Below are 24,976 nucleotides of genomic sequence, written 5' to 3'. Positions count from 1 at the left end.
GGGGCTATGAGTACCGACGAGACCCCGGATGCCTCGGCATCCGACGACATGAAGCGCAAGTTCAAGGAAGCGCTCGAGAAGAAGAACGGACAGCATCGGTCGGGTCAAGCGCACCTCGACGGAAACTCCGCGGTGCAGGGCACGCACGGAGCCGTCACCAAGCGCGAGTTCCGTCGCAAGAGCGGCTAACCCCCTCCCCCCCTCCCCGCCCCCCGCGTGAGTCGCCAAGATGTGTCGCTACGCCGCGTTCGAAGCGACGAATCGTGGCGACTCGCGCGGGGGTCACGCTCGGCGCAGCGGGGCCTCGAAGAAAGCCAGCTCCAGGGCCATCGAGCGGGTGTAGGCCGCGGCCATCGCGGCGCGGGTGGTGGGGGATGCCGTGACCGCCGCGGCATCCACGATCTTCGACGCCTCGGCCGATGACGCCGCGAACGCCTCATCGCCGTACGCGGTGAGCCAGTCGGCGTACGGATGGTCGGCGGCGAACGTGCCGCGCCACCGGGCCCCGATGTCGGTGTAGAGCACGAAGCAGGGGAGGATCGCGGCCAGCAGCACCGCGTACGAGCCGGTCGTCGATGCCGCGTGCAGATGGTCGGTGTAGGCGAGCGTGGAGCTCGCCGGCGCAAGGCCCGCCGGATCCACGTGCGACTGGTGCAGCGCCGCTTCCTCCTCGAGGCACGACACCGACGCCGCGGCCCAGAAACGCTGTTCGTCGACGGTGGGCGCGAGCGCCGCGGCGCGCGCGAGCACGCGGGCGTACTCGCGCAGGTACAGCAGGTCCTGACCGAGGTACCAGTCGAAGGCGTCCCGGTCGAGATCCCCGGATGCCAGCCCCCGCACGAATGCGCAGGCGTCGACGTCGGCACGGGTCGGTGCGGCGGCGTCCCAGTGCGCGGCGCTCCAGGAGCGGCCCAGCTCGATGTGCGGGCGGAGCTCGTGCAGGTGGTCGATGGGGCCGTTGCCGAGGCCGACGTGCAGGGCCTCGGCGTTCTCGAGCGCGCCGGTGAGCCAGCGCTTCGCGCGGGTCAGCGCTTCGGGCCACGACAGACCGTGCGCGGCGAGGGTCGCCATCGCCGACGAGAGCGAGCAGCCGGTTCCGTGGGTGTGGCGCGTGGCGACGCGGCGGCCGGGCACCGGGTGTACGTCGGCGGCGTCGACGATGGCATCCGGGCTCTGGTCGCCGTCGAGGTGCCCGCCTTTGAGCAGCACGGCGGTGCCGGCGCGCGTGGCGAGGGTGCGGGCCTGCGCGACGGCGTCGTCCCACGTGGTCGCCACGGGTCCGCCCACCAGCACCGCGAGCTCGGGCAGGTTCGGGGTGACCAGGTCGGCGCGGAGGCAGAGGGCGCGCACGGCCTCTTCGGCGTCGGCGTCGAGGAGGCGGTCGCCGCTGGTCGCGATCATCACCGGATCGAGCACGACGATCGCGGGGCGCACCTCGGCGAGCCAGGCATCGACGGTGGTGACGACCTCGGCCGAGCCGAGCATGCCGATCTTCACCGCGTCGATGTCGACGTCGTCGCTGACCGCGCGCAGTTGCGCGTCGAGGAACGCCGTCGGTGGCACGTGCACTTCACGGACGCCGAGGGTGTTCTGCGCCACGAGCGCGGTCACCGCCGCCATGCCGTAGCCGCCGAAGGCCGCGATCGACTTCAGGTCGGCCTGGATTCCCGCGCCGCCGGTGGGGTCGGTGCCGGCGATGCTCAAGACGCGGGGGCTCGCGGGACGACCGTCGACCGTTGCGGCGCTCACGCGACGTCTCCCCACGCGGCGCGCAGGTCTCGGACGACCGGGGCCGGATCGTCGGCGGCACACACCGCCGAGACGACGGCGACGCCCGCCGCGCCCGCCGCCCGCAGACCCGCGACGTCGGTGACGTCGATCCCGCCGATCGCCACGCACGGCAGATCCGTGGATGCCGCGAGCTCCGCGAACCCGTCGATACCGAGCGGGCGCGGATGGTCGGGCTTCGTGGCGGTGGCGCGGATGACGCCCACGCCGAGGTAATCGAGGGTACCCTCCGGCAGAGCCGTGGCTGCCGCGAAGTGGGCCGGGGTGTTCGCGGTCCATCCCACGACGGCGTCGGCGCCGAGCAGGGTCCGCGCGGCGTCGACGGGCAGGTCGCTCTGGCCGAGGTGGATGCCGTCGACCCGGGCGCCGCGGTCGCGTGCCGCGAGCACGATGTCGAGGCGGTCGTCGACGATGAATGCGCATCGCCCCGCGACCACGTCGGCGAGGTCGAGGGTGCGGGCGAAGAGTTCGGCGCCGGTCGCGAGCTTGTCGCGCAGTTGCACGACGGTGACGCCCGCGGCGACGGCCCGATCGACGATGTCGCGCAGGCGATCGAAGGGGACCCGGTGGTCGGTGACGAGGTGGAGGGAGAGGTCGGTCATCGCTTACGCCCCGGCCTCTGCGCCGGACGCGGTCTGCACGTGCACCCGGCCTTCGAGGTCTTCTGGGCGGATGACGGAGAGCTCGTCGAGGAAGGCGACGGCGAATGACCCCGGACCGGCTGATCCGGATGCCGCCCGCTCCGACGCCACGGCCCACACCGCGCTCGCCGCGATCGCCGCCTCGAACGGCTCGGCCACGGCGGCGAAGGCCGCCATCGCGGCGCCGAGTGCGCAGCCGCCGCCGGTGACCTTGGTCAGCAGCGCGCTTCCCCCGGGCACGCGGACCGTGCGCTCGGCATCCACGATGAGGTCCACCTCGCCCGAGACGGCGACGGTGCCGCCGGTGCGCACGGCTAGGGAGCGGGCGGCGTCGAGGGCGTCGTCGGCCGCGTCGGTCGCGTCGACGCCGCGTCCGCCGGCGCCGGCTCCGGCCAGGGCGAGGATCTCCGACGCGTTGCCGCGGATGATCGCCGGGCGCGCCTTGAGGAGCTCGTGGGCCAAGGCCGTGCGTATCGGAAGAGCACCCACGGCCACGGGGTCGAGCACCCAGGGCGTGCCGACGGAGACGGCCTCGCGGGCGGCGTCCCGCTGTTCGGCGGTCGGCGTTCCGAGGTTGACGAGCACGCCGCCGGCGATTCCGGCGAACATTCCCGCCTCGCCCGGGATGTCGCACATCGCCGGGGCGGCGCCGAGGGCGAGAAGCGCGTTCGCGGTGAAGTTGGTCACCACCGCGTTGGTGATGCACTGCGTGAGGGGAGCGGTTTCGCGCAGGCGCGCGAGCGCCGTGGCGGGGTCGGCTTCCCACGCCGGTGCGGGGGTGGACGGAGACGACGACGTGCGAACGACCATTCGCGACATCCCTTCGCTAGTACGAGCTAGATCAGGTTCAACGGGTGTTCTCTCAGCCCTCGTGGGCACCCCGTGTCACTGCGGGTGACGCTAGCACGACCGGCGCGGGCGTCGCGGCGCGTGCGGCGCGGGGAGCGGGCGGCGCGGGGACGGGCGGCAGGGGACGGGCGGCAGGGGACGGGCGGCAGGGGAGCGGGCGGCATGGGGGCGGGCGGCGCGCGCTGTGACTGGTGGTGCGGGGATGCGCAGCGCGCCGGCGGGCGGCGAGAGGGGGCGCGAGCGTCGCGGTGCGTGACACAACGCTGGAGCAATGAGTCGCGGCACCGGGCCGCGCGCGGTTCGGTCGTGCGTCAGAACCGCGCGGAGAAGCCGCCGTCGGTGTGGAGGAGCTGGCCGCTGATCCAGCGGCCCTCGTCGGAGAGCAGGAACGCGGTGATGCCGGCGATGTCGCGGGGTGTGCCGAACCGGCCGAGGGGGTGGTATCCGGCGAGGGCGTCGCGGGTCTCGGCATCCATCCACCCGGTGTCGATCGGGCCGGGATTGACGACGTTCGCCGAGATTCTCCGGGGCCCGAGTTCGCGTGCCGCCGAGATCACGATGCGATCGAGCGCCGCCTTCGACGCACCATATGGGAGGTTCCCGGTGGTGTGGTCGCTCGTGAAGGCGACGATCGCCCCTCCGGTTTTGTCGACCTGCCGGGCGAACGCGGCGATCGTCAGCAGGGTCGATCGGGCGTTGACCGCGACGTGGCGGTCGAAGCTCTCGGCGGTGGTGTCGAGGATGCCGGACTCGACACCGTGGGCGTGGCTGAGCACGAGGGCCTGAAGGGGGCCACGTTCGCTCGATACACGTTCGATGAGCTCTGTCGGCGCCGTGGGGCTGGCGAGGTCGCACGGGTAGTCGCCGGAGTCGAGTTCGCTGGTTACGACGTCCCAGCCGTCTTGTTCGAGGCGGGGGACGATGCCGGCGGCGATGCTGTTCGCGCGTGCGGCGCCGGTGACCAGGACGAGAGGCATGCAACGAGGGTACGGGTGTGTGCGGTTCAGGGGCGGCTGAGGTGCATGAGTCCCTCCGGGTTCGGGAGGATCTCGAATCCGACCTTCTCGTACAGGCCATGCGTATCGACGGTCGACAGGAGCACTCGTTTGAGGTTCAGAGGGCGCAGTACGGCGACGACCGATTCGGTGAGAAGCAGTCCGATCCCGCGGCCGCGTGCGGCGGGGGTGACGTACACGTCGCACACCCACGCGAACGTCGCGTGGTCGGTGACGACACGGGCGTATCCGACGAGCGTTCCGTCGGCATCCACCGCCCCGAAGTTGAGCGACGCGCGGGCGGCCTGATCGACGGTCTCGCGGCTCCGCCCGATCGCCCAGAACGCGTCCTCCGACAGCCATCGGTGCACGACGTCGAAGTCGATCTCGGCGGGGTCCGTGGTCACACGCGGGGATGCCATGTGCTCACCGTAGCGAGCCGTGTGCGGACGACCGATGAGCGCCTCAGCGACGCGGAGCGCGGGCATGGCGTGGCGCGGGCGAGATTGGTGAGGGAATGCGCGGGAAAGAGTCAGAAGGGTGCGGTGCCTTCGTCGGGGTCGGGTGGGGGTGGGTCGTCGGGGAGGAAGCGGGCGGCGGGGGAGTAGGGGAGGGGTTCGTCGGTGTAGGTGCGGCCGGTGGGGCTGGTCCAGTGGAGGACGCCTGCGGGGAGTTGTTTCACTTTCCAGCGGGTGAATTGTTTCTGGGTGTGGTGGCGTTGGCAGAGGTGGGCGAGGTTGGTGACGGTGGTTGTGCCGCCGAGGGCGTGGTCGTGGGTGTGGTCGACTTCGCAGCGGGTGGCGGGGGTGGTGCAGCCAGGCCACCGGCAGTGGCGGTCGCGGGCGCGGAGGAACCGGTCGATCGCGGTGGTGCGGTGGTAGGTGTCGGTGTGCAGGACCGCTCCGGTGACGGGGTGGGTGATGACCCGGTCCCAGGGGAGGGTGGTCGTCTCGGTGAGGGTGCGGGCGGTGTCGGCGTCGAGGGGGCCGTGGCCGACGAGTTCGGCGGGGTCGGTGTTTTCGTTCTCCGGAGCGAGCATGGTCAGCGCGGGGACGATGACCTGGATGCGGGCGCGGATGGTGCCGAGGGTGCCGGGGCCGTCGTCGGTGCGGGTGGGGTCCGCGGTGGGGGCGGCGGTGAGGAGCAGGTCGGTGAGGATGTCGGCGCGGAGGTGGGCGGTGGTGCGTTCGTCGGTGGCCGATTCTGGTGAGGAGCCGCGGGCGTCGATGATCGCTCGACTCTGTTGGGTGAGGCGGTCGTAGATGCCGACGGCGAGGACGGTGGGGAGGGTCGCCACGAGGTCGGACATGCCGTCGACGCCGGGGACGATGCGTACGCAGCGGGTGTCGCGGCCGCGGTGGTGGCGTTCGGTGAGAGTGGTGGGGTGGAGGCGTTCGGCGAGCATCGCCAGGCGGGAGCGTAACCGGCCGGGGCTGAGGCCGTCGGCGGTGGTCACGGCGAGCAGGTCGAACTCCGCGCGCGCCTCGACCGGCAGCGGGGCCCCGATGTCGAGGATCGCCTGCACGTGGGTGCGGGTGATCGCTGCCGCCTCCCATGCGGCGAGGGTGTGGGGGTAGTCGTCGACGAGGGTCATCGCCCGCCCTATCTGGGTCTGCGCGGTGCGGTCGGAGAGGTTCTCGGCGGCGGCGAGTTCGGAGGCGACCTCCCGTAGCGCCAGCTCCGATGCCCGGGCGGTGGTGCGCTGGTCTGCCATCACGTCGAGGGCGAGATGCCCGGCTTCCGCCAGGGCACGGGTGCGCGCGACCTCGGCGGCAGCGAGCGCTGCACCCGCGGAGAGCACGTCCTCGAGCACCGCGGTGAGGGGTCGCGACGGGCGGGGTGGGGCAGGTGGGGGAGGGTCCGGCGGGGGCGCCGGGACCATGTCGATGTGCATGTGTGCATGCTAGCGACGACCTCCGACATCGGACGGGGCGGAGGGGACGTCCGGGGGATGAGTTCACGGCTGCGTCGGCTGGGGAGAAGGGGCGCCCCGCGCGGTGTGAACGGCGAGCGCGATCGAGATGGCATCGGCTCTCGTCAGGCGTTCCGAACTGCGGGCGCCTGTCCGTCGGGCGGCGTTCCGAGGGTCCAGCGCCCTAGGCGAGTTCAGTCGCTGCGCTGTGACGCGTGGCGGCCACGACAACAGGCGACGGTGCCTCGTCGGCGGGATTCGGTGACTCCTGTAGGAGCGGCCGCCTCTGTGTCGGGTGGGCATGGTGGCGTCGACAAGCTCAGCCACCTCGTGCTCGACAGTCCGAGGCGTGCTGCCGCCGATGCGGGCTCAGCCCCCACCCAGCGCGGCCCGCACGAGCGCGACCGCGTCGGCGGGGGTGACGCCCAGCTGTCGGACCGTGTCCGCATACGCCTGAGCCGCCTGCGCCGCGCGCGACGAGGCCGCGTCGCCACCCCGGACGATAGTGCCGGCGCGACCGCGGGTCTCGACGTACCCGGCCTCCTCGAGCTCCTTGTAGGCCCGGGCGACGGTGTTCGCGGCGAGTCCGAGATCGGTCGCCAACGCGCGCACGGGCGGAAGGCGCGTCCCGGCGACGAGCGAGCCGTCATCGATGGCGGCGATGACCTGCGCCCGCACCTGCTCGAACGGCGGCGTGGCCGACGCGGCATCCAGCGAGAAGTCCATGGTCAGTCGTTCAGGCCGAAGAGGTCGAGCGGGTGCGTGAGACGCCACCAGGGGCTGGGCGGTTCGATCTCACCGGCCAGACGCGCGTCGACCGTGTCGGCATCAACCGGACCCGTCGTGGTGAAGGTGCCCACCGTCGAGCCCGGCTCCGTCGCCTCGCCGAGGTCGAAGCTGGCCGAGGTCTTCGCGGCACCGCCGTTCCAGAGCACCACCGTGGCGTCGGCGGCGGTGACGATGTCGATGTCGTCGCTCCACAGTGTCTCGACCTTGCCGATGACGGTGCCCGCGGTCACCGAGGGGGTCGGTTGCAACTCCTGCTCGAGACGTGCGAACAGGTCGCGCGTGGCTTGGTTCCGCGTGTCGGGCCCGGGCTGGCCGAGCACCGCGGCGTACGCGCGGATCGTGGCGTCTCCGACGGTGATGTCTTTGGCGGTCAGCAGGTTCCACGCGTCGAGGGTGCCGGTCTTGATCCCGACGATTCCCGGATCGGCGAGCAGCGCGTTGCCGTTCCTGAACGTGCCCGCGCCGGGCAGCGTCAACTCGGGCGTGCGCACGATCTCAGCGATCACGGGGTTGGCGAGGGCCCGCTCGGCGAGCGCGATCAGAGCGGCCGGAGTGGCGGTGTTGCCCTCCTCGATCCCGGTGGGATTGACGATCGTGATGCCCTGGATGCCCCGCTCGACGAGGTACTGATTGGCGGCGGTCGAGAACTCGGCATCCGTGCCGAAGAGATCGGATGCCAGGCGCTGGGCGTAGTTGTTCGCGGAGGCGATCAGCATGCCCTGGAGCATCTGCAGCTCGGTGAGGCTGCCGTCGACGGGCACGTCGAGCGAGGACTCTCCGCGGGCGCGGTACTGCCAGTAGTCGGCGCTGTCGGCCTGGATGAACGCGTACGACGGTCCCTGCTCGCCGGGCGCGAGGGGCAGCCGGTCGAGCACCACGAGGGCCGTGACGACCTTGGTGATGCTCGCGATCGACTCGGGCGCCGTCGCCGTCGTCGACAGCGTCTCGGCGACGCCGTCTATCGCGATGGCCGCTTCACCCTCGGCCGGCCAGGCGGGCGCTGCGGCGGGGGCCGCGGCGGGCTGGACACCGACCGCGCGGGTGTTCGGCTCGACCGCGTTGAGCGGCCACAGTAGCGTCGCCGCCGCGTACACGCCGAGGATCAGCACGATGAGCACGGGCGGGATCACCGTCGCCGGGCGGAAGATGCGGCGCCGGCGCCCGGCGAGCAGATCCGCGGGGCGCGAGGCGGCGCCCGAGCCGGCAGCGGGAGCGAGACGCCGATCGCCGGCGTCTTCCGGATCGAGCCACGTCAGCGCGCCGATCAAGACGGGAGCGCCGGATGCCACAGGAGCAGGGGATGCCGCGGGGGCACCGGACGCGGCGGGGGCGGCGGATGCCGCGGCAGCAGGGGACGCCGCGCGGACTGCAGATGCCGCGGGGGCGTCGGATGCCGCGGGGTCACCGGATGCCGCGGGGGCTGCGGACGCCGCGATGGCTTGCGGTGCCGTGAGAGCAGGGGATGTCGCGGGAGCAGGGGGCGTCGCGCCTGTGGCGGGAGTCTCGGTCATCGCGCCTGTGGGGGCGGGAGCTGCGGCATCCCTCGTCGACACCGTCGGATCCGATTCATCGGCGCCCGATGCGGCGAAACCGGGGGTCTCCGCGTCTCCGCGGCGGCGCTGGTCGCGTCGCGTCGCCGGGGTCTGCTCGTGCACCCGCCCACGCTACCCCGCGCATCCCCCTATACTCGTCACGTCAACCACGGGAGTCCGGTGAGCCGGGCTGAGAGGAAGCGATCCACGCTTCGACCGTCGAACCTGATCCGGATCATGCCGGCGCAGGGAGGAGCACCTCATGCACACGTCCACGTCTGCGCGCACGGCCCCGGCCGTCGCATCCGCGAGCCGCTTCCAGTGGCGGGTCGTCGACATCGTCGTCGCCGCCGTCCTCGGCGTCGCGATCGGCCTGGTCTTCTGGGGCTGGAACACCGTCGGCGGCCTGTGGTTCGTCGCGATGGACGGTCTGACCCCCGGCCTCGGCGGCCTCGCGGTCGGCATCTGGCTGATCGGCGGCGTCATCGGCGGGCTCGTCATCCGCAAGCCCGGTGCGGCGCTGCTGGTCGAGCTGATCGCGGCCGTCGTCTCCGCTCTGATCGGCAACGTGTGGGGTGTCACCACGATCTTCTCGGGCCTCGCTCAAGGCCTCGGCGCCGAGTTGATCTTCCTCGCCTTCCTCTACCTGCGGTTCACGCTGCCCGTTGCGATGCTCGCGGGCGCCGGCGCCGGTATCGGCGCGTGGGTGCTCGAACTCTTCCTGTCGGCGAACATCGCCAAGACCGTCGAGTTCAACCTCATCTACCTCGGCTCGCTCATCGTGTCGGGTGCCCTGCTCGCGGGCCTCGTCGGCTGGCTGCTGGTGCGCGCCCTCGCCGCGACCGGGGCGCTCAGCCGCTTCGCCGTGGGTCGGGACGCACGCCGCGACGTCTGATGACGGGCCCCGCGCTCGTCGACGTCGAGGGCTGGGGCTGGCGCTACGCCGGCCGCAAGCTCCCCGCCACGCGTGACGTCGACCTGTCGATCGCGCCCGGCGAGCGCGTCCTCCTCCTCGGCGCCTCCGGTGCGGGCAAATCGACCCTGCTCGCGGGCCTCGCCGGGCTCCTCGGGGGCAGCGACGAAGGCGAGCGAACCGGCCGCATCCTGGTGGACGGCCAGGCGCCCGAAGCCCAGCGGGGGCGGATCGGTCTCGTCCTGCAGGACCCCGAGTCGGGGATCGTGCTGTCGAAGGTCGGCGACGATGTCGCCTTCGGCTGCGAGAACCTCGGCGTGCCCGCGGCCGAGATCCCCGCGCGCGTGGCGGAGGCCGTGGCATCCGTGGGTCTGACCGTGCCCCTCGATCGCCCCACGAAGGCGCTGTCGGGCGGCCAGAAGCAGCGTCTCGCCCTCGCCGGCGTGCTCGCGATGCGACCGGGGCTCCTGCTGCTCGACGAACCCACCGCCAACCTCGACCCCGAGGGCGTCGCCGAGGTGCGCGCGGCCGTCGAGCACGTCGTCCGCACCGACGGCACGACCCTCGTGCTGATCGAACACCGCACCGATGTGTGGGTCGATCTCATGACCCGCGTCGTGGTGCTCGCACCGGGAGGCGGCGTACTGGCCGACGGACCGCCCGCGCGCGTGTTCGCCGAGCACGGTGAGACGCTCGCCGCCGCGGGCGTGTGGGTGCCGGGGCGCCCCGTCGACCTGCCGGTTCTCGCTCCCGTCGACACGATGGATGCCGTGCTGTCGGCGCGGGAGTTGTCGATCGGGCGCGAGAAGCGCGCGGTCGTGGCATCCGGGCTCGAGGTCGCCATCCCCCGCGCCGCCGGAACCGTGGTGTCGGGACCCAACGGCGCCGGAAAGTCGACGCTCGCGCTCACTCTGGCGGGACTGCTGCCGGAGCTGGCGGGTGAGGTCGTCGCGGCGTCCGGCCTCGCCGCCCGCGGCATCCGTCGCCCCGCGCGCTGGCGCTCGACGGAGCTGCTGACGCGCATCGGCACGGTGTTCCAGGAGCCCGAGCACCAGTTCCTCGCCCCGACCCTGCGCGACGAGCTCGCCGTGGGTCCGCGGGCTCTCCGGATGCCGGCGGCCCAGGTCGACGCGATCGTCGACGAGCTGCTCCACCGGTTGGATCTGGCATCCCTCGCCCTCGCCAACCCCTTCACCCTGTCGGGCGGGCAGAAGCGGCGGCTGTCGGTGGCGACGGTCCTCGCCGCCTCGCCGGAGGTGATCGTGCTCGACGAACCCACGTTCGGGCAGGACCGCCGCGGGTGGAGCGAGCTCGTCGGCCTGCTGCAGCGTGAGATCGCGCGCGGACGCACGGTCGTCGCCGTCACGCACGACGCCGACGTGGTGCGGCACCTGGGACAGCATCGGATCGAGCTCGGGTCTCCGGCCGTCGCCGGCGGAGGTGCGGCGTGAGCGGCTCGACGTCTGTCCACGCCCGGCCGGTCTGGCTCGACGCGGTGAACCCCGTCGCCAAGGTCGCGGTGGTCATCGTGCTCGCGGTACCGCTGCTGGTGTCGATCGACGCGGTGAGCGCGGCCACGGCCATCGTGCTCGAGCTGCTGTGCGTGCCGCTCACGGGCGTCGCCTTCGGTGTGGTGCTGAAGCGCCTGCTGCCCGTGCTGATCTTCGCGCCCGTCGCCGGGATCAGCATGCTGCTGTACGCCCGCCCGGGCGGGACCGTCTACGGCAGCTTCCTCTTCGCCACGATCAGCGACAACTCGATCTCGCTGTCGGTCGCGGTGCTGCTGCGCGTGGTCGCCCTGGCACTGCCGATTATCCTGCTGTTCGCGCGCACCGACCCCACCGAACTCGCCGACGCGCTCGCGCAGGTGGCGAAGCTGCCGAGCCGCTTCGTGCTCGGCGTGCTGGCCGGCGCCCGCACCGTCGGACTCTTCGTCGACGACTGGCGCACGATGACCCTCGCGCGCCGCGCGCGCGGCCTCGGCGACCGGGGGGCCGTGCGTCGCTTCTTCTCGATGGCGTTCGTGCTGCTGGTGTTCGCCGTGCGCCGTGGCACGAAGCTCGCCACCGCCATGGAAGCCCGCGGTTTCGGCTCGGGCATTCAGCGCACGTGGGCGCGCCCGTCGATGCTGTCGGCTCGGGATGCCGTGGCCGTGGGCGGCGCGGTGCTGCTCATGGCCGTGGCGCTGGGGGCGGCGGTGGTGACGGGGGCGTTCCGCGTGGTCGGGTCGTGAGGCGGGTCGGTTTCGCTGCCGCTCTCGGTTGGGTGTCCAGAAGACCCGGGCGATCTATCGAGACGTTCGGGTGTTCTGGACACTCAGGCACGCTGACGCCCCCACCCGCGCCGCGCGGCAACGAGCGCGCCGCCGCGAGGTCCCGGCATCCGGGCGCGGAGGGCGGCGGCTATGTCGCGTTCCACAGCTCCCGGTAGAAGGCCAGGCGGGTGGCATCCGGGGCCACGCCGTAGGCGTCGACCAGGGCGTCGTGCCATCCGGGGCCGTAGTTCCACTCGGTCGACATCGCCGCGACCGCGATGTCGGCCCACCGATCGGCGACGCCGAGAGCGCCGAGGTCGACGTGCGCGGTCCACTCGCCGTCGTCGCCGATGAGGGTGTTGGGGGCGCAGGCGTCGCCGTGGCACACGACGAGCCGGTCGATCGGCGGTGCGTGGCGACGATCATCGGGAACGCGGATGCCGCGGACGGCGGCGTTCGCGACGCGGTCGGCCACGCTCCACGAGAACGGGCACCGCTCGACCGGCAGCGCGTCGTGCAGGGCGCGCAGGCCGCGTCCGAGCGCGCGCACCGCCCGCGCCGGTTCAGTGACCCAGCGGGGATCGACGGCTGACAGGCCCGCGACGCCGGAGCTCAGGAGCCACTCGTGCGTGGCATCCCGACCCTCGTCGAGCACATCCGGCACCGGTGTGAAGGGCGCAGCCCACCGCAGGCGCTCGGCCTCGGCGCGCATCGACGTCTCGCCGTTTCGCGGCCCCCACTTCACGTACCGGATGCCGTCGGCGTCCGTCGCGCGGAACGTCAGGCCACCGAGGTCGTTCCGCCAGACCGGCTCGAGCGTCGCGCCGCCCGCGAGCGTGCGCACGCGGTCGGGGACGGGCTCGCTCGCGGCGGGAATGCTCACGGTCCGATCATCGCGCACGCGCGACGCGGGGTCACGGGGCACGTTTCAGCGATCATCGATCCGGTCGAGAGTCCAGGACAGCCGGACGAGTGCCCGGGGCTTCCTGGTGTCGTGGGCACTCAAGCGACGCATCCGGCCAGGCGGTCGTGCAGTGGGATCCCCCGCGGACGCCCGCGCCTCAGAACACGTACTCGAAGCACAGCGAGCGCGGCATCGTCTCGATGTACGGCTCGTACACCGGGATCGGGGTGAAGCCGGCGGTGGCGTACAGGTGCAGGGATTCGGGCTGCATCCGACCGCTCTGCAGGATGACACGGGACGCGCCGCCACGGCGTGCGAGGTCGACGACCTCGGCGGTGAGCGCACGGCCGACGCCCCGCCGGCGCGCGGCGGCGAGGACGACGAGACGCTTGAGCTCCCACTCGTCGCCGAGGCGGCGGACGATCACGTGCCCGAGCGGGGTGTCGTCGGCATCCACCGCCAACAGCGTCGCGGCCACCTGCTCGGCGTGCACGGCAAGAGCTGCTTCGCGCTTCGCGGCGACACCGGGGGCGTCGTCGCCATCGGTGTCGCGATAACGCTCGTCGAGATCGGCGTCGAGGATGCCGCGCAGGGCGACCGCGCGCGGATCATCGACCTGCACCCGCTCGATGCGGAACTCCTGCTCGCTCACTCGACGAGCCTACGTGCGGCAGTGATCCACCCGGCGGCGGGTCGAGCGGCCCGCGCCGTGACCGCCCGCCGCGAGAGCCTCCCGTCTCAGGTGCGCCCTCACGTGGTGAGCGCCCCCGGCGGACACGGGGCACAATTGCACGGGGGGTGTCATGGGGCTGTCGCTCGTTCTGTTGGCGATCAGCGTCGCGGTCGCGACGACGGTGCTCTTCGTCGCGCTGCCACGCGTGGGTACCCCCGGATCGATGCTCCTCTTTCTGCGATTCGCCGCGGTGTCGGGCGTGTGCGCCGTCGGTTCGAGCGCGATGTACGTCATTTACGGCGCGGGTGGCGGCCCGCTGAGTCTGGTCATGGGCGACGTGGCGATGGTCCTCTCCCCGGCTCTGATGTTCGTGGCCCTCAGCGTGCTCGACGGTCGAGGGGTCGCGCGGTCGTCGTTCACGGCCGGGGGACTGGCCGCGGCTGTGGCCGTGGTCTCGGCGACGGTGCCGCTCCCGGGGTCGCTCGCCGTCAAGGCGCTCGCCCTGGCGATCGCGTGCGGGGCGACCGCGTGGACGGCCTTCCGCTCGAGCGGGCCGGCTCGCGGCCCGCTTCGCCTCATCGCCTGGACCAACGCGGTGTTCGCGGTCTACTGCGTCGCGCGTGTGGTGACGGGAGCCGTCGCGGGCTGGGAGTCCGCGGTGTACCTCGCCGCCTTCTCGATCGCCCCGGCGACGATGCTCGGGGCGCTGTCCGTGCTCCTCACCGGGGCCGCCGTCCTGCTGACCGGGGCCGCCGTCGTGCGCTTGCGTTTCGGTCGGCGCCGAACCGAGCGTCCGGAACGCCGTCCGGCGGGCACGGCCGTCGTCATCGGCGACTGGGACCTGGCATCCACGGCCTACGGCCCCGAGGGCGTGCGTGCCCTCGTCGCGGAGCTTCGCGCTGCCGCGGCTGACGTCGATCCGGGCGCCGCCGAGGTTCCGCGCGGGGCCGCGCTCTCGGTGCCGAACGCGGAGTCCGTGGTCGGGAATCGGCTCGCGGCGGCCTACGCGTGGCAGCCGGAACAGGTCGCCCTGCTGGTCGACGGCGCCGCCACCGGGCCCGTGCGCACTCATCCCGATCGTCGACGGGGACGACGCCGTCGACCCTCCGCGCGACCCTGAGTCTCGACTAGGGTGGGACTCGGTTTCAGCTTCGAAGGAGAACGCATGGATATCTCGGGAGCCTCCGCCCTCGTGACGGGAGGGGCGTCGGGCCTCGGTCTCGCCTCCGCCCGCCGGCTCGCCGCGGCCGGAGCGCACGTCACCATCGTCGACCTCCCCTCCTCGTCGGGCGCGGTGATCGCCGCGGAGTTCGGCGGCTCGTTCGAGGCCGCCGACGTGACCGATGCCGACCAGATCGCGGCCGCCGCCGCCCGGGCCGCTGAGGCGGGTCCCCTGCGGGTGGTCGTGAACTGCGCCGGCATCGCCCCGCCCGCGAAGGTGCTCGACCGCGACGGTACGCCCTCATCTCTGCAGGATTTCGAGCGGGTGGTGCGTGTCAACCTCATCGGCACGTACAACGTGATCGCGCAGACCTCCGCGGTCATGGCCCAGACCGATCCGACCGAGGGCGGTGATCGCGGCGTCATCGTCAACACCGCCAGCGTCGCGGCCTTCGACGGGCAGATCGGCCAGCCCGCGTACGCGGCGAGCAAAGGCGGCGTGCACGCGATGACGCTGCCGATCGCACGCGAGCTGGCGCGCCACGGCATCCGGGTCGTCACCATCGCCCCCGGCATCATGGAGACGCCGATGCTGAAGGGCCTGCCGCAGGCGGCGCAGGACTCGCTCGGCCAGCAGGTTCCCTATCCCTCTCGCCTCGGCGCTCCCGACGAGTACGCGCGCCTCGTGCTCGCGATCGTCGACAACGGCTACCTCAACGGCGAGACCATACGCCTCGACGGTGCGATCCGGATGGCCCCGAAATGACCGACGGCATCCTGCTCCGCGTGGAGAACGGGCTCGCGCGCGTCACGTTCGACCGCCCCGCCTCGCTCAACGCGATGGACTTCCCGATGGCCGCGCGCTGGCGCTCCCTCGCCCACCAGGTGACCTCGGACTCGTCGGTGGGTGCGGTGATCCTGGATGCCAACGGCCCCGCGTTCTGCGCGGGCGGTGACGTGGTCGCGATGTCGACGGCCGGCTCGTCGGGCCGCGAGGTCACCGAGACGGCTGAGGCGATCCACGATGGCATCCGCACCTTCGCCGAGGCTCCGCTGCCCATGGTCGCCGCCGTCCAGGGTGCGGTCGCGGGTGGAGGGCTCGGCTTGATGCTCACCGCCGACTACATCGTCGCCAGCGACAACGCCCGCTTCGTCAGCCGCTACGCCAACATCGGCCTCACCCCCGACCTCGGCGTCTCCACGCTGCTGCCCGCGGCGATCGGCCAGCGGCGGGCTCTGCAGCTGCTGCTGCAGGATCGGATGCTGTCGGCCGCTGAGGCGCGGGACTGGGGTCTGGTCGCCGAGGTCGTGGCATCCGGGGATCTGTCGGCCCGGGTGGAGGAAATCGCGCGGTTCTGGCTCGACGGGGCCACGGCGGCCTTCGGGCAGGCGACGCGGCTCGTGCGGGTCGGTGCCGGGCGCACGTTCGCCGAGAATCTCGCGGACGAGGCCGCCACGATCGGCGCCGCCTTCGACACCCCCGAGGCGCGGGCGCGGGTCGCCGCGTTCGCCGCCGCCTCCGCGAAAGGACGCTCATGAGCACGTCACCTTCGTCTCGCGCTTCGCTGGCTGGAAAGACCATCCTCATGTCGGGCGGAAGCCGCGGCATCGGCCTCGCGATCGCGCTCCGCGCGGCCCGCGACGGCGCCAACATCGCGATGCTCGCCAAGACCGACACCCCGCATCCGAAGCTCGAGGGCACGGTGCACACCGCCGCCGAGGCGATCCGCGCGGTGGGTGGTCGAGCCCTGCCCATCGTCGGCGACGTGCGCGACGAGGCATCGATCACCGAGGCCGTGTTGCGGACGGTGGGAGAGTTCGGCGGCATCGACATCGTCGTCAACAACGCCAGTGTGATCGATCTGTCGGGCTCGCTGGAGCTCGCGTCGAAGAAGTACGACCTCATGCAGGACGTCAACGTGCGGGGCACCTTCCTGCTCTCCCGGGCGGCCGTGCCGCAGCTTCGCGACGCGGCGAACCCGCACATCCTGTCGCTGTCGCCGCCGCTGAACGTCACGCCTCGTTGGCTCGGCGCGCACACGGGGTACAGCCTCGCGAAGTTCGGCATGACGATGGCTACCCTGGGCCTGGCCGAGGAGTTCGCCTCGGACGGCATCGCGGCGAACACCCTCTGGCCGCGGACGACGATCGCGACTGCGGCGGTGCAGAACGTCATCGGCGGAGACCGGCTCATGCGCGTGTCGCGGACGCCCGAGATCTACGCGGATGCGGCGTACGAGGTGTTGTGCGCTCCCTCGCGCGAGCTGAGCGGACAGACGCTGATCGTCGAGGACGTGCTGCTCGCCGCCGGGGTGACGGACTTCGCGGGCTACGCCGCCGTGCCGGGCACGCCGGATGAGGCGATGTACCCCGACATCTTCCTGGACTGACGCGGCGTTCCGGCCCGTTCGGCGGGCGGCGGGGACCTGCGGTGGGCGTGGGGTCGCGGCGTTCGGCGGTGGGGCGGGGCTGCGGCGTTCGGCGGTGGTGCGGGGGTGGGGCTGAGGCGTCCTGTGCTGGGTCCGGGGTTGTGGCGTCCTGCGTCGGCGCGGGGGCCCGCGGTCGGCATCCGTAAACGCGATTCGTGCGCGTAAACGCTACGTCAGCGCGTTTATCGACACGGATCGCGTCTATCGGCGGAGGGGGCCGCCCGAACGACCAGCCCACGGGCGAGTCCGACGCGCGAGGTGCGCGGTGCCGGTGCCGCGGTGGCAGGTGCCGGCGATGGTTGCACGGCCCTCGGCGGGCGAGGGGTTGCGGGGGCCCGCCGCGTCCATAAACGTGATTCGTGCGCATAAACGCTCCGTCACCGTGTTTCTGCGCACGAATCGCGTCTATCGGCGGAGGGGGCCGCCCGAACGACCAGCCCACGGGCGAGTCCGACGCGCGAGGTGCGCGGTGCCGGTGCCGCGGTGGCAGGTGCCGGCGATGGTTGCACGGCCCTCGGCGGGCGAGGGGTTGCGGGGGCCCGGCGCGTCCATAAACGCGATTCGTGCGCGTAAACGCTCCTTGACCGTGTTTCTGCGCACGAATCGCGTTTATCGAGGAGCGGATGCCGAGCGGGCGGCGCCGCGCAGAGGTGGCGTGCCGGGTCTGGGCGCCGGGGCCGACGACGCCGGAGCCGGGGCCCGACGGTGCCCACGCCGGGGCCCGACGTGGCGCGCGCCGCCGGGCCGACGGGTCGCTCAGGCGCTCAGGTCCACCGTCGTGCCGAGCCCCTGCGCGCGGGCGGCGCGGATGAAGACATCGGCGACGGCGACATCTTGCGCGCCGATCCCGACCGAGTCGAACAGCGTGATCTCCTCCGCGGCCCGCCGGCCGCGTGCACGACCGGCGACGACCTCACCGATCGTGCCGACGATGTCCGCTTCGGAGATCGCCCCCTCGGCGATGGCGCGCAACAGGTCGCCCGACTTCGTGCGCGCCGTCGCCCGATCGTCGACCCAGATCGATGCGCGGGCCATGGCCGCGCCGTCGACTTCCCGCTCGTCGGCGCGCGGACGTGCTCCGACGACGTTGAGGTGCTGCCCCGGCTGCAGCCACGCGCCCTCGATGATGGCCTCCACCGACGGGGTCAGCGTGCACACCACGTCGGCCTCCTCCACCACCTCTCGAGGGGATGCCGCAACGTCGATCGCGGTGGGCCACCCCTCGCGGCGCAGGTCGGCGACGAGCCCCTCGGCGCGCTCGCGAGTGCGTGACCACACCTTGACGCGGTCGAAGGGGCGCACGTCGCGCAGCGCCAGGGCGTGCTCACGGGCCAGTGCGCCGGCGCCGATCAGACCCAGGGTCCGGCTGTCGGGACGGGCCAGCGTTCGGGTAGCCACGGCGCTGGCGGCGGCGGTGCGTACCCGGGTCGGCACCGCGCCGTGCAGCAGCGCGACCGGCGACCCGTCGACGCGATCGACGACGAGGATCATCGAGCGCTGGGTCGGCAGCCGGCGCCCCGCATTGTCGGGCACGTCGGCCAGGAGCTTGACCCCCGCGAGGTCGGACGCCTCGGACACCGCCGACATCAGGATGAAGCGGGTGGAGTCCGCGGGCGTCGACATCGAGGTCGGGCCGGGCTGGTCGGCGCGGCCCTCGGCGATCTCGGCGAACCCCCGGGAGACAGCGTCGGCGATGGCCCCGCGGTCGACGAGACCCTCCAACTGGGGTGTGCTGAGCAGCAGCATCAGGCGCGACTCCCGTCCGTCAGCTCGAGGGCGTCGGCGACGACGGCACCGCGGAAGAGCACGGTGCGGTCGCTCAGGCGGTCCATGACGGCCGCCGTCACGGTGTCGCCGGCGACCAGCACGAGGTCGGCGGGGTCGCCGACTCCGACGCCGGGGCGTTCGGCACCATGAGCCGGCATGGCCGCCCTGCCCATCACCGCGCGACCTCCCACCGTGGCGATCGCCACGCAGTGCTCGATGTCGTCATCACGGCGGAAACCGTTGGTGAACGCCAGCTGCCAGGTGCGGTCGAGCATGTCGGTGTTGCCGTAGGGCGACCAGTAGTCTCGCTGGCCGTCCTGCCCGAGACCCAGTGCGATGCCGTACTCGTCGAGCAGACGCGTGGGCAGCGGCGTCTGCGGCGCCACGGTAGCCATCGAGATGCCGAGGTCGAGGAACTGCTCCAGCAGCGCCCGCAGCTCCGCCTCGGGGAGGCGCCCCAGGCCGTACCCGTGCGAGATCGTGACGCGACCGCGCATGTCGAGGGCGCGGGTGCGCTCGACGATCAACTCGGCGGAGAACTTCGCGAGCTGATCCGGTTCGTGCAGGTGGATGTCGACGGGGGCGCCGTAACGCTCAGCGATGTCGAAGACGGCGTCGAGGTGCCGCACCGGGTCGCGGTCCAGGGCGCACGGGTCGATTCCCCCGACCACATCGGCACCGCGGGCCATCGCCCGATCGAGCACCTCGATCGATCCCGCCTCGCGCAGCAGACCCGCCTGCGGGAACGCGATGATCTCGACCTCGCACCGGTCGAGGTTGGCTTCGCGCGCCGCGAGCACGGCATCTAATCTCTCGAGATCCGCGTCGACGTCGACCTGGGCGTAGGTGCGCACCTGGGTCGTACCGCGCGCGATCGCGCTCTCGAGCGTCGTCGCCACGCGGTGCTCCATGCTCCGCTCGGCGTGGCGCCAGTTGTCGCGATCGTTCAGCATCATCCCCCACACCCCCGGCACACCCGTGTGCGGCCGGAAGGGCAGACCGATGCGCGTCGAGTCGAGGTGCACGTGCACGTCGGCGAACGACGGCAGCAGGATGCGACCCCGGCCCGACACCGTCTCGGCTGACGCGTCGATCGGTTCCGTGCCCGCCGGATGGAAGCCGGTGATCAGGCCGTCCGCGAGGGAGACGTCGGAGAGGGGGCCGCCCCAGGGGCGGACGTCGGTGAGGACGGTGGAGGTCATTCGAAGCTCGTTCCGGTGAAGTCGTACAGTCCGTCGGCGCGCGGGGTCCAGCGCAGTCCGCTGACCGCCGCGAAGTTGTTGAACGGCACGTACAGCGGCACGAAGTATCCCTGCGTGTTGCTGTAGTCCAGCAGCTTCGCGAACACCTCCTGACGCGCGTCGCCCTCGACACCGCGCTGCTCGGCGGCCCAGGCGGCGGTGGCGGGGTCCTGCGCGTAGTTGTTGTTGCCGGCCGTCTCGTAGAAGTCGGTGAGGGGCAGGTCGCCGTCGAGCGTGGAGGGGGCCCAGGTGTTGAGGTAGACGCCCTGCATCTCGCGGCCGCGCACCTTCAGCGTGTGGCTCTGCTGGTCGGCGCCGCGCATGTCGACGGCGATCCCGACGGCCTGCAGGTAGCCCTGGATGCTCTGGGCCACCTCGCTCGAGAGCGGGATGCGACCGTCGGTGGCGTAGTCGAAGGGGATCGGCGTGCCGTCGTAGGCGGCCTCGGCCAGCAGGGCTCGCGCGCCGTCGGGGTCGTAGGCGATGGGCTCGACGGAGTCGGAGAACCCCTCCACCGCGGGCGCGATCATGGCCTTCGCGGGCTCGGCGAGTCCCGACAGCAGCGAGTCGACGATCGCCTGGGTGTCGACGGCCTTGGCGACCGCCTCGCGCACCCGCACGTCCTGCAGGGGACCGGCGGTGGAGTTGACGCCGAGGAAGACGACCCCGTTCGAGGCGGCCGAGAAGGTCTGGGCCGACGGCGCGGCCTGCACCGACGACACCTGCGTCGGGCCGATCTGGGCGACGTCGAGGCTGCCCGAGAGCACGCCGTTCGCGCGCGATTCGGTGGATGACACCGGCTGCAGTGAGATCTCCTCGATGGCCGGGGCCGGACCCCAGTAGTCGTCGTTGCGCTTCAGGTCGTACGACACGCCCGTGGTGATGCTGTCGAAGACGTAGGGCCCCGATCCGATCGGCTCACGGGCGTAGGCGTCGGCCCCCATCTCCTGGTAGGTGTCGGCGGGCACGATCGAGATGAGCGAGGTGTTGCGGGGGAAGGCCGAGAAGGGCTGCTTGAGCGTGAAGCGCACGGTCGCGGCATCCACCGCCTCGACGCTGTCGAGGGAGGAAAGGTAGGCGTAGTTCTCGCCGCTCGGGTCACCGAGGATCGTCTCGTACGTGAAGACCACGTCGTCGGCGTCGATGGCCTCGCCGTTGCTCGCGGTCACCTCGGGGGTGAGCGTGAACTCCCACTGGGTGAGGTCGTCGTTCGCCTTCCAGTCCGTCGCGAGCTTCGGCTCGAGGGTGCCGTCGGCGGCGATCTTCACCAGCTGATCGTGGGTGTGGAAGAAGACCGACAGCACCACCAGCGCTCCGGATCGGATCGGGTCCATGGAGCTCGGGTCGGTGGGGAGGGCCGCGGTCAGGCTCGTGCGGGCGGTGTCACCGGAGCCAGCGGGGGAGTCGAATCCGCCGGCGCATCCGGCGAGGATCACGCTGCCGAGGGTGAGGGCTGCGGCGCCTGCGAGGGCGCGGCGGGCTGTCGAGCGGGTCATGAGAGGGCCTTTCGGGTGGGCGAGTCGGAGAGCGTGGTCGAGGTGGGGAGGGTGGGCGAGAGGGCGGGATCGGGGGAGGCGGAACGGGTGGGCGGGTCGGAGAGGAGGTGCGGGATGGCGTTGAGCAGGGTGCGGGTATACGGATGCCGGGGCTCGGCGAACACGCGCTCGGTCGGGCCCTCCTCGACGATGCGTCCGGACTGCATCACGACGACGCGGTCCGCGATGCCGCGGACGACACCGAGGTCGTGCGAGACGAAGAGGTAGGCGAGCCGTTGCTCGCGCTGCAGCCCGCCCAGCAGATCGAGCACCTGCGCCTGGATCGAGACGTCGAGTGCCGAGACGGGCTCGTCGAGCAGCACGATCGCGGGATCGAGGGCGAGCGCGCGGGCGATACCGACCCGCTGGCGCTGACCGCCAGACAGGCGGGTGGGGAGACGGTCGTCGAACGAGCTGTCGAGGCCGACACCGTCGAGCAGCGTCCGCACGCGCGCCGAGGTGAATGCCCGGCGGATCTTCAGCGGTTCGCCCACGGAGCGGGCGACGCTCATGCGCGGGTCCAGCGCCGACGACGGGTCTTGGAACACCACCTGGGCGCGCGAGCGCAGCTCGGCACTGCGCCCGGCGATGTCGGGCGAGGCGGTGCGCCCCTCGAAGCGGATGGTGCCCGCGCTCGCCGGGGTGAGGCCCAAGATCGCGCGCAGCAGCGACGACTTGCCGCATCCGGACTCTCCGACGACGGCGACCGTCTCGCCGGCGCGGATGCGCAGCGACACGCCGTCGACCGCCCGGGTGCGGCGGCCACGCCGACCGGGGTACTCCACGACGAGGTCGGTCACGTCGAGGGCGGGCTCCTCGGCGGTCTCGACGAGCACCGGGCGATCCGCCCCGGTCCTGGTCGACGGCGCCGCCGCGAGGAGTCGACGCGTGTACTCGTGTGCGGGGGCCGACAGCACCGCGCGGGTCTCGCCGCTCTCGACGACCCGTCCCGACCGCATCACGACGAGGTCGTCGGTGTGCTGGGCCACGAGGCCCAGGTCGTGGCTGATGAGGGCCAACGCCGACCCGGTGCGCTCGCGCACCTCGTCCAGCAGCGCCATGACCTGCGCCTGGACCGTCACGTCCAGAGCGGTCGTGGGCTCGTCGGCGATGAGCAGCAGCGGGTCGTTGGCGATGGCCATGGCGATGACCGCGCGCTGGCGCATGCCGCCCGACCACTGGTGAGGCCGCGACGCCGCGCGTTCGGCGGCGTCTCGCACCCCGACCGACCGCAACAGCTCGACCGCGCGCCGACGGGCGGCGGTGCGCGAGGTGGCGGGGGAGTGGGCCCTGACCGCGGCGGCGACCTGTGCCCCCACGGAACGCAACGGGTTCAGCGCCGACATCGGGTCTTGGAACACCATCCCGGTGACCCGCCCGCGCATGCTGCGCAGGTCGCGCTCGCCCATCGAGGTGACATCGCGGCCGTCGATGCGGACGCTCCCGGAGGCGACTCGCACGCCCGGAGGCAGCAGGCCGAGGGCGGCGAGCATCGTCAGGCTCTTGCCGGAACCGGACTCCCCGACGACCCCGAGGGCTGCTGAGGGGGCGACCTCGAACGAGACGTCGTGCACGACGGTGCGGGGAGCGTCGTCGGTCGTGGCATCCAGACGCAGGTTCTCCACGGACAGGACGGGACGGGTCATCGGCGGACTCCCTTGCGCAGGAAGGCGCCACGCGCCTCGGCGGTGAACTGCTGGCTCAGGAACTGCACCCCGCCCACGGCGAGGAACATCGCGGCGCCGGGGAGGATCACCAGCCAGGGGTCGGTGGCCAGATACTTCTGACCGTCGAAGATCATCGCGCCCCAGCTGGGCGTGGGCGGCTGCACACCGAGACCGAGGTATTCCAGGGACGCCTCGATGAGCACGATGGTGGCGACGTCGGTCGCCGCGATGATGAGGGTGTGCGGCCAGACGTTCGGCAGCACATGTCGGGTGAGCGACCAGAACCGATCGGCGCCCTGCGTGCGCGGTGCGACCACGAAGTCCTGCGCCCGAAGGGCCGCGGCGACGTTGCGCGTCACCCGGGCGTAGCCCACCCACCAGGTGCAGCCGACGACGAGGATCGTGAGCCCTGCGCTGGGCGGTACGACGGCGCAGACGGCGATGAGCAGCAGCACGACGGGCATCGCCAGCACGGTGTTCGACAGCACTGACAGGGCGGACTCGATCCGCCCTCCGAAGAAGCCGGCCAGGATGCCGACGGTCGTGCCGATCACCGCGTTGAGGCACACGATGGCCACCGTGATGCCGAGGGTGACGGCGGAGGCGAGGGCGATCCTGCTGAACAGGTCGCGACCGAGCGGGTCGGTGCCGAGCGGGTGCGCCGGGTCGACGAAGGGCGGGAGCAGGGCGCGCGACAGATCCTGCCCGAACGGGTCGAAGCCGGGCAGAACGGGACGCAGCGCGGTCGCGCCGATCACGACGGCGAGCATCGCGACGCCGACGACGGCCGAGGGGCGCAGGCGCCGACGACGGGGGCGAGGGGGCGGGGCCGAGGTCGCGGCCTCGGGGAGCGGGGGCAGGGCGACGGTAGTCATGAGGTGGCCGTTCGGGGGTCGATGCGGGCGACGAGCAGGTCGACGAGGGTGTTGACGACGACGAAGGCGACGGCGACGAAGAGGAGCCCCGCCTGGACGATCGGGAAGTCGCGCTGACTCACGGCGGCGGTCAGCAGGCTTCCGAGCCCGGGCCAGGCGAACACCACCTCGACCACGACGGTTCCGCCGAGCAGACCGCCGAGGTTGAGACCCGCCATGCCGAGGACCGGCGGCAGGGCATTGGGGAGCATCTGGGTGAAGAGGATCTTCGGTCGCGACTGGCCGATGGCGAAGGCCGTGCGGACGTAGTCCTGCTCGGCCTGATCGCTCAGCGCGGCGTCGAGCAGGCGGAGATACATCACGAACTGGCCGGTGGCGAGGGTCACGACCGGGAGCACGAGGCTCGCGGGACTCGTGCGGCCCAGCGACGGCAGCAGGCCGAGCGAGACGGAGAAGATCAGCACGAGCAGCAGGGCGAAGAAGAAGTCGGGGACGGCCTGTCGCGTGGCGCCGAGCCAGCCGACGATCGCGCGGAGGATCCGACTGCCGCTGAGGTGGATGACGACGGCGGCCACGAGGGCGAGGGCGAAGCCCGCCAGGAACGCCCAGAAGGCGAGTTCGACCGTGGCGGGGAGGCGCTCCCAGACGAGTCCGAGGGCGGACTCGTGCAGGCGGTACGAGTCGCCGAGGTCGCCGACGACCACCCCGCGGAGGAAGTCGAGGTACTGCACGAGCACCGGGCGGTCGAAGCCGAGGCTGGCGTTGAGCGCGTCGACGTCGGCGCTGCTGGCGTTGTCGGGGAGCAGGAGTGCGCCGGGGGCGCCGGTGAGGCGACCGAGGACGAAGCCGATCGTGACCACGAGGAAGACCGTGGCGCCGGCCAGGGCGAGGCGGCGGAGGAGGAAGGCGAGCACGGAGGCGACGCTACGGCGCGCAACGGGTATACCAAGTCGATGTAACGAACACGCAATGTGATTCTTACGTCGGCGTCATTTTGGAGTACCAGGAGTGCGCGAAAGAGCCCTCGAAGGGCTGGAAATGCGCGCATGGA

Annotated in this window: 24 protein-coding genes and 2 riboswitches; of the genes, 8 read left to right on the top strand and 16 right to left on the bottom strand. The window is 72.2% G+C overall.

Annotation, left to right across the window (positions count from 1 at the left end; all coding sequences use genetic code 11):
* The first annotated feature begins 6 nt into the window (after positions 1–6).
* On the top strand, positions 7–189 hold the full coding sequence (locus MT347_RS11640) for a DUF5302 domain-containing protein (RefSeq protein ID WP_243501312.1): 183 nt from the start codon (positions 7–9) through the stop codon (positions 187–189).
* A 93-nt stretch (positions 190–282) separates the two neighbouring features.
* Here MT347_RS11640 and thiD read toward each other — a convergent pair whose 3' ends face one another.
* The 8 genes from thiD to MT347_RS11600 form a co-directional block, all read right to left on the bottom strand.
* Positions 283–1,749, bottom strand: a complete 1,467-nt coding sequence (gene thiD / locus MT347_RS11635) for a bifunctional hydroxymethylpyrimidine kinase/phosphomethylpyrimidine kinase (protein WP_243501310.1) — start codon at positions 1,747–1,749, stop codon at positions 283–285.
* Positions 1,746–2,390 (bottom strand): thiamine phosphate synthase, encoded by a 645-nt coding sequence (gene thiE / locus MT347_RS11630; protein WP_243501308.1) that lies wholly within the window; start codon positions 2,388–2,390, stop codon positions 1,746–1,748. Before thiE ends, thiD begins: the two co-directional genes overlap by 4 nt.
* A gap of 3 nt (positions 2,391–2,393) precedes the next feature.
* Positions 2,394–3,239 carry a hydroxyethylthiazole kinase gene (thiM, locus tag MT347_RS11625; RefSeq protein ID WP_243501306.1) on the bottom strand — a complete coding sequence of 282 codons (846 nt, stop codon included), beginning with the start codon at positions 3,237–3,239 and terminating at the stop codon, positions 2,394–2,396.
* A riboswitch (TPP riboswitch) is annotated at positions 3,231–3,322 on the bottom strand. Its footprint overlaps the gene before it by 9 nt.
* A gap of 267 nt (positions 3,323–3,589) precedes the next feature.
* On the bottom strand, positions 3,590–4,255 hold the full coding sequence (locus MT347_RS11620) for an SDR family oxidoreductase (protein ID WP_243501304.1): 666 nt from the start codon (positions 4,253–4,255) through the stop codon (positions 3,590–3,592).
* Positions 4,256–4,281: 26 nt separating this feature from the next.
* Entirely contained in the window at positions 4,282–4,695 is a 414-nt protein-coding gene (locus MT347_RS11615; RefSeq protein ID WP_243501302.1) for a GNAT family N-acetyltransferase, read from the bottom strand.
* Positions 4,696–4,805: 110 nt separating this feature from the next.
* On the bottom strand, positions 4,806–6,167 hold the full coding sequence (locus tag MT347_RS11610; RefSeq protein ID WP_243501300.1) for an HNH endonuclease signature motif containing protein: 1,362 nt from the start codon (positions 6,165–6,167) through the stop codon (positions 4,806–4,808).
* A gap of 387 nt (positions 6,168–6,554) precedes the next feature.
* On the bottom strand, positions 6,555–6,911 hold the full coding sequence (locus MT347_RS11605; RefSeq protein ID WP_243501298.1) for a GntR family transcriptional regulator: 357 nt from the start codon (positions 6,909–6,911) through the stop codon (positions 6,555–6,557).
* 2 nt (positions 6,912–6,913) lie between these two features.
* Entirely contained in the window at positions 6,914–8,629 is a 1,716-nt protein-coding gene (locus MT347_RS11600; RefSeq protein ID WP_243501296.1) for a D-alanyl-D-alanine carboxypeptidase family protein, read from the bottom strand.
* A 36-nt stretch (positions 8,630–8,665) separates the two neighbouring features.
* Positions 8,666–8,775: riboswitch (TPP riboswitch) on the top strand.
* Here MT347_RS11600 and MT347_RS11595 point away from each other — a divergent pair.
* The 3 genes from MT347_RS11595 to MT347_RS11585 all read left to right on the top strand — a co-directional run bounded on the left by MT347_RS11595 (position 8,769) and on the right by MT347_RS11585 (position 11,652).
* Positions 8,769–9,401, top strand: a complete 633-nt coding sequence (locus MT347_RS11595; RefSeq protein ID WP_243501294.1) for an ECF transporter S component — start codon at positions 8,769–8,771, stop codon at positions 9,399–9,401. (Overlaps the previous riboswitch by 7 nt.)
* The gene (locus tag MT347_RS11590) at positions 9,401–10,870 is read left to right on the top strand and encodes an ABC transporter ATP-binding protein (protein WP_243501292.1); all 1,470 of its coding nucleotides are present in this window, start codon (positions 9,401–9,403) and stop codon (positions 10,868–10,870) included. Before MT347_RS11595 ends, MT347_RS11590 begins: the two co-directional genes overlap by 1 nt.
* Positions 10,867–11,652: an energy-coupling factor transporter transmembrane protein EcfT gene (locus tag MT347_RS11585; protein WP_243501290.1), complete on the top strand. Its 786-nt coding sequence runs from the start codon at positions 10,867–10,869 to the stop codon at positions 11,650–11,652. Before MT347_RS11590 ends, MT347_RS11585 begins: the two co-directional genes overlap by 4 nt.
* A 169-nt stretch (positions 11,653–11,821) precedes the next feature.
* Here MT347_RS11585 and MT347_RS11580 read toward each other — a convergent pair whose 3' ends face one another.
* Entirely contained in the window at positions 11,822–12,556 is a 735-nt protein-coding gene (locus MT347_RS11580) for an aminoglycoside 3'-phosphotransferase (RefSeq protein ID WP_243501288.1), read from the bottom strand.
* Positions 12,557–12,734: 178 nt separating this feature from the next.
* A complete protein-coding gene (locus MT347_RS11575) occupies positions 12,735–13,229 on the bottom strand; it encodes a GNAT family N-acetyltransferase (RefSeq protein ID WP_243501286.1) in 495 nt (164 codons plus the stop codon).
* A gap of 151 nt (positions 13,230–13,380) precedes the next feature.
* Between MT347_RS11575 and MT347_RS11570 the strand changes: the two genes are divergently transcribed.
* From MT347_RS11570 to MT347_RS11555, 4 genes are read left to right on the top strand one after another with little or no spacing between them, the layout of a single operon-like run.
* Entirely contained in the window at positions 13,381–14,370 is a 990-nt protein-coding gene (locus MT347_RS11570; RefSeq protein WP_243501284.1) for a hypothetical protein, read from the top strand.
* 45 nt (positions 14,371–14,415) lie between these two features.
* A complete protein-coding gene (locus MT347_RS11565) occupies positions 14,416–15,177 on the top strand; it encodes an SDR family NAD(P)-dependent oxidoreductase (protein WP_243501281.1) in 762 nt (253 codons plus the stop codon).
* Positions 15,174–15,950, top strand: a complete 777-nt coding sequence (locus tag MT347_RS11560; RefSeq protein WP_243501280.1) for an enoyl-CoA hydratase/isomerase family protein — start codon at positions 15,174–15,176, stop codon at positions 15,948–15,950. The genes MT347_RS11565 and MT347_RS11560 overlap by 4 nt, the downstream gene beginning before the upstream one ends.
* Complete coding sequence (locus MT347_RS11555) at positions 15,947–16,801, top strand: NAD(P)-dependent oxidoreductase (protein ID WP_243501278.1); 855 nt, start codon at positions 15,947–15,949, stop codon at positions 16,799–16,801. Before MT347_RS11560 ends, MT347_RS11555 begins: the two co-directional genes overlap by 4 nt.
* A 795-nt stretch (positions 16,802–17,596) precedes the next feature.
* Here the strand turns inward: MT347_RS11555 and MT347_RS11550 are convergent.
* Genes MT347_RS11550 through MT347_RS11525 form a run of 6 tightly spaced genes read right to left on the bottom strand, consistent with a single transcriptional unit; the run spans position 17,597 to position 24,839 of the window.
* Positions 17,597–18,586, bottom strand: a complete 990-nt coding sequence (locus tag MT347_RS11550; RefSeq protein ID WP_243501275.1) for an ornithine cyclodeaminase family protein — start codon at positions 18,584–18,586, stop codon at positions 17,597–17,599.
* Positions 18,586–19,809 (bottom strand): amidohydrolase family protein, encoded by a 1,224-nt coding sequence (locus tag MT347_RS11545; RefSeq protein ID WP_243501273.1) that lies wholly within the window; start codon positions 19,807–19,809, stop codon positions 18,586–18,588. The genes MT347_RS11550 and MT347_RS11545 overlap by 1 nt, the downstream gene beginning before the upstream one ends.
* Complete coding sequence (locus MT347_RS11540) at positions 19,806–21,344, bottom strand: ABC transporter substrate-binding protein (protein ID WP_243501271.1); 1,539 nt, start codon at positions 21,342–21,344, stop codon at positions 19,806–19,808. Before MT347_RS11540 ends, MT347_RS11545 begins: the two co-directional genes overlap by 4 nt.
* Positions 21,341–23,029 carry an ABC transporter ATP-binding protein gene (locus tag MT347_RS11535; RefSeq protein ID WP_243501269.1) on the bottom strand — a complete coding sequence of 563 codons (1,689 nt, stop codon included), beginning with the start codon at positions 23,027–23,029 and terminating at the stop codon, positions 21,341–21,343. The genes MT347_RS11540 and MT347_RS11535 overlap by 4 nt, the downstream gene beginning before the upstream one ends.
* On the bottom strand, positions 23,026–23,925 hold the full coding sequence (locus tag MT347_RS11530) for an ABC transporter permease (protein WP_243501267.1): 900 nt from the start codon (positions 23,923–23,925) through the stop codon (positions 23,026–23,028). The genes MT347_RS11535 and MT347_RS11530 overlap by 4 nt, the downstream gene beginning before the upstream one ends.
* Complete coding sequence (locus tag MT347_RS11525) at positions 23,922–24,839, bottom strand: ABC transporter permease (RefSeq protein ID WP_243501265.1); 918 nt, start codon at positions 24,837–24,839, stop codon at positions 23,922–23,924. Before MT347_RS11525 ends, MT347_RS11530 begins: the two co-directional genes overlap by 4 nt.
* Between the last annotated feature and the right edge of the window lie 137 nt (positions 24,840–24,976).

The organism is Microbacterium sp. VKM Ac-2923 (genome assembly GCF_022815605.1).
Taxonomy (GTDB): domain Bacteria; phylum Actinomycetota; class Actinomycetes; order Actinomycetales; family Microbacteriaceae; genus Microbacterium.
The sequence above is the reverse complement of the archived record's forward strand: the minus strand, read 5'-3'. Positions and strand labels throughout refer to the sequence as shown.

Coding starts and splice junctions, on each gene's coding strand:
- MT347_RS11640 (WP_243501312.1), top strand. CDS start 7: ATGAGTACCGACGAGACCCCGGATGCCTCGGCATCCGACGACATGAAG.
- thiE (WP_243501308.1), bottom strand. CDS start 2,390: ATGACCGACCTCTCCCTCCACCTCGTCACCGACCACCGGGTCCCCTTC.
- thiM (WP_243501306.1), bottom strand. CDS start 3,239: ATGGTCGTTCGCACGTCGTCGTCTCCGTCCACCCCCGCACCGGCGTGG.
- MT347_RS11620 (WP_243501304.1), bottom strand. CDS start 4,255: ATGCCTCTCGTCCTGGTCACCGGCGCCGCACGCGCGAACAGCATCGCC.
- MT347_RS11615 (WP_243501302.1), bottom strand. CDS start 4,695: ATGGCATCCCCGCGTGTGACCACGGACCCCGCCGAGATCGACTTCGAC.
- MT347_RS11610 (WP_243501300.1), bottom strand. CDS start 6,167: ATGCACATCGACATGGTCCCGGCGCCCCCGCCGGACCCTCCCCCACCT.
- MT347_RS11605 (WP_243501298.1), bottom strand. CDS start 6,911: ATGGACTTCTCGCTGGATGCCGCGTCGGCCACGCCGCCGTTCGAGCAG.
- MT347_RS11595 (WP_243501294.1), top strand. CDS start 8,769: ATGCACACGTCCACGTCTGCGCGCACGGCCCCGGCCGTCGCATCCGCG.
- MT347_RS11590 (WP_243501292.1), top strand. CDS start 9,401: ATGACGGGCCCCGCGCTCGTCGACGTCGAGGGCTGGGGCTGGCGCTAC.
- MT347_RS11570 (WP_243501284.1), top strand. CDS start 13,381: ATGGGGCTGTCGCTCGTTCTGTTGGCGATCAGCGTCGCGGTCGCGACG.
- MT347_RS11565 (WP_243501281.1), top strand. CDS start 14,416: ATGGATATCTCGGGAGCCTCCGCCCTCGTGACGGGAGGGGCGTCGGGC.
- MT347_RS11560 (WP_243501280.1), top strand. CDS start 15,174: ATGACCGACGGCATCCTGCTCCGCGTGGAGAACGGGCTCGCGCGCGTC.
- MT347_RS11555 (WP_243501278.1), top strand. CDS start 15,947: ATGAGCACGTCACCTTCGTCTCGCGCTTCGCTGGCTGGAAAGACCATC.
- MT347_RS11550 (WP_243501275.1), bottom strand. CDS start 18,586: ATGCTGCTGCTCAGCACACCCCAGTTGGAGGGTCTCGTCGACCGCGGG.
- MT347_RS11545 (WP_243501273.1), bottom strand. CDS start 19,809: ATGACCTCCACCGTCCTCACCGACGTCCGCCCCTGGGGCGGCCCCCTC.
- MT347_RS11540 (WP_243501271.1), bottom strand. CDS start 21,344: ATGACCCGCTCGACAGCCCGCCGCGCCCTCGCAGGCGCCGCAGCCCTC.
- MT347_RS11535 (WP_243501269.1), bottom strand. CDS start 23,029: ATGACCCGTCCCGTCCTGTCCGTGGAGAACCTGCGTCTGGATGCCACG.
- MT347_RS11530 (WP_243501267.1), bottom strand. CDS start 23,925: ATGACTACCGTCGCCCTGCCCCCGCTCCCCGAGGCCGCGACCTCGGCC.